This is a genomic window from Robinsoniella sp. (assembly GCF_034124845.1).
On the sequence record NZ_JAWYAJ010000430.1, the window covers coordinates 1 to 3,073 of the forward strand.

Below are 3,073 nucleotides of genomic sequence, written 5' to 3' on the forward strand. Positions count from 1 at the left end.
CTAACGATGTTCCAGGCGTGGCGGTACTTGATTTTCTTGTCCGGGTTAGCATCTGAGATTGGAATAATACACCAGATTCCCAGAGCATCACAGAGAATTTTAACCGTTTTGGCGATCCCTTCGCATACACCCACCCCTTGTCCAAGGGGACCGATAATCTCATGGGAATACGGCTTTTTCAGTTTGTCGTAGCGTACATTGCTGCATACAAAGTCATGAATGAACAATTCCTTTTCTAAATCCGTCATAGACATTGCCGGCCGGATTAATTTTGTTATTCTGGCATTCATTGCCTTTTGATGCTCTTTTATTTTCCCCTTGTCAAACAGATATTCCGGGACAACCTCCACGTTGCCGGAACCCTGATAGGATCGAAATTGAAGATTTACTGCATAAAATATATCCGGACAATCCAGCCTCAACTTGAAAAAAATCTCTCCCAGTTCCCGAATCTCCAGCCTGGGTACAAGAAATGCAGAATCCATGGCTGTAAGCCCTGCCTTCATTGCCAGGTATACCTTTTGTTGTATTTTGTTCATGTGATTATAGTAGTAACGCTCCATTGTATCCTCCGTATTTTTCATAATTATACCCCTGCATACCGCAGATGGGTCTGCGGTATTGCGTCAATAGAAAGTATGGAACGCTTTTGTTCCAAACTTATGCAATCATCTGATTTTATCCTGGTAAAATGCGATCTTCCCATCCAGATTTTTCAGATATTCATCCCATTTTTTCTGTTCTTCCACCACGGATTCCCGATGGCGTATCAATAATTCCATTCTCTCCCCCATAGTTGCATCCCCCTCGTACCTCAAGTCCGAATAATGCCTGATGTCTCTTAATAGCATACCCGTTTCTTTCAAACGCTGTATGAACTTTACCCATTCTACATCGCTTTCACAGTAATCCCGCCGCCCGCCTGAATCCCTCCTTACATGAATCAGGCCTTTCTTCTCATAGTAACGCAATGTATAGGAACTAATTCCGGTTATTTCCGCAAATTCTCCAATTGTCATGTCATATCCCTGCCTTCATCTCATTTGTACCTTCATTTATGCCTTCAATTATACCTCATTTATACCTTCATTTTGCCTCCAATTATTCCACATATGAATCTCAAATAAATTTCATTTGTTTAAAATCAAAAAAGTGCTTGACTTAGACTATAGTCTAAATCATATCCTTAGATTATAAATGATTTGGAGGAAAAAGAAAATGGAGAAAACAAGATTTGAAACAGGAATGGAAAATTTGAAGAAAATTGATGGCGTTGGAGGCGAAGCGGTTATTCAATCATTGCGTTCCATTTCACCTGATCTGGGAAGATACATCATAGAATTTGCATTTGGAGATATCTATGACCGTAAGGAATTATCTCTCAGTGAGCGGGAAATGATTACCATAACCAGCCTACTGACTGCGGGAGGGTGCGAACCGCAGCTGGAAGTACATATTAATGGCGCACTTAATGTAGGCATTCCTCCTGAAAAAATAACGGAGACCTTTTTACAATGCGTTCCCTATACCGGGTTTCCAAAAGTCCTGAATGCCATTCAAACCGCCAAAAAGGTGTTTGCAGAGAGAGGATTGCTGGAATCAAACTGATAATTTTCTGTTGAACCTCTGTGCCGTTTATGATACTGTATTAAAATAGATATGGAAATAATAACATGAAAATGAGAAATGAATATACCTGTCCATTAGAACTGGTACATGACATGATTAAAGGGAAATGGAAAACGATTATTTTATGGAGACTGCGTCTGGGCGGCACATCATTAGCCAAACTGGAAAAAGATATTGACGGTATTACCCGCAATGTCATGGATGCAAATAAAAGCCAGACGGCAAAAGACTTTACGCAGGATATAGGCAGCCTGCGAATACTCACCGAGAAATGCATCATGATTTCTCGGTGAGTATCTGCGTGCCGCCTAAAAGCACTTCGGAAAGGTTTGATAATGCGTCCTTTCCTCAGCAAACACCCATCTTTTACAACTTCAAATATACAACCGTCCAAACAAAAAGTTCCGCTACAGTGAACGTCACAAACTTCCCTTTCTCATTTTGGATATAGCTGTATTCCAGGGATTCACTTTTACAGCTATCTCTGTCAGGGCTGGCGCAGTAAATTCCCTGAATATCACCATCCACATTTACAGTAAAAGTCAAATCTTTCTGTATAATTGGCTCTGCTTTCCCTTTGTTCCAGTTATCTTCGCCGCAGCCACACAGATTTATCAGATAAAGACATTTTAATTTTTCATTTTCCCGGATTGTAATCCAGACTTTTCCTGCTTCTGCGTTGACGCTCCAGTTTTGGAATCCACACTGGTATTCATAGTTATCCCATCCGATATGTGTCATGGATACATCCTGCAGCGTCTGGTCATAGAATATGTTCAGATAGCGTATCATAAAGTCATAATATTTACGCATAACAACTGCGGTTTCGTCTGGCATGATGCTATAGTCGCCGTAATAGCCCTGTGTCAATACTGCATTATTTTCACCCAGCAGCAGATGATATCCACCATTAGAAACAATGGCAGCGGTCAGAATATACGCCGCATTCGCAGCCAAAGCATCGGATTCCGTGCGAAATGGTGCCAGGTATGCTGCCAGAATTACCGGTTTTTTATTTCCTGAGAAATACTTTGCTTCCTGTATCAGCTGCTTAATATGGCAATAGCGGTCATAAGGTGACCATACTTCTATGTACACTGCGTCCACTGTGCTTTTCGCCGTTTCACCCACCGGCCAGTTTCCAACGTTGTTAAATACAAGGCATGGATCGTCCGCTGCTTCCTCCAGTCCTTTTCGCGTCTCATCGATCAGCCCGCAGAATTCCTGATCCAGTCTCACCAGCCTTGGCTGCTCCTGCAAATGGGAATACGCCCTTTTGGGAAATCCGTAAGTATCCATATGGATTCCAGAAAAACCTGCTTTTGTAATTGCGTCTTTATATTGATGAATTAAATGGTTTCTCCATGGAGACCCTTTTTCCACATTCATAATATAAAAAACATCAATAAACCGGAATACCTCCTGGTTCCCGTTGTAAAAAGCC

General features: G+C 41.6%; 4 protein-coding genes and 1 pseudogene. 2 read left to right on the forward strand and 3 right to left on the reverse strand.

Going from position 1 to position 3,073, the window contains the following annotated elements; all coding sequences use genetic code 11:
* Together ACH2DQ_RS21205 and ACH2DQ_RS21210 are read right to left on the reverse strand one after the other, a co-directional pair.
* On the reverse strand, positions 1–563 hold a 563-nt coding region (locus ACH2DQ_RS21205; protein ID WP_395028232.1), incomplete at its 3' end, for a transglutaminase domain-containing protein.
* Positions 564–668: 105 nt separating this feature from the next.
* Positions 669–1,019, reverse strand: a complete 351-nt coding sequence (locus ACH2DQ_RS21210; protein ID WP_394912701.1) for a MerR family transcriptional regulator — start codon at positions 1,017–1,019, stop codon at positions 669–671.
* Positions 1,020–1,218: 199 nt separating this feature from the next.
* On the opposite strand from ACH2DQ_RS21210, the gene ACH2DQ_RS21215 reads away from it, so the two are divergent.
* Together ACH2DQ_RS21215 and ACH2DQ_RS21220 are read left to right on the forward strand one after the other, a co-directional pair.
* Positions 1,219–1,608: a carboxymuconolactone decarboxylase family protein gene (locus ACH2DQ_RS21215; RefSeq protein WP_394912700.1), complete on the forward strand. Its 390-nt coding sequence runs from the start codon at positions 1,219–1,221 to the stop codon at positions 1,606–1,608.
* A 65-nt stretch (positions 1,609–1,673) separates the two neighbouring features.
* Positions 1,674–1,829, forward strand: a pseudogene (locus tag ACH2DQ_RS21220) (winged helix-turn-helix transcriptional regulator); the annotation flags it as partial.
* A 166-nt stretch (positions 1,830–1,995) separates the two neighbouring features.
* Here the strand turns inward: ACH2DQ_RS21220 and ACH2DQ_RS21225 are convergent.
* Positions 1,996–3,073: glycoside hydrolase family 66 protein (locus ACH2DQ_RS21225; RefSeq protein WP_395028230.1), on the reverse strand; the 1,078-nt coding region annotated here is incomplete at its 5' end.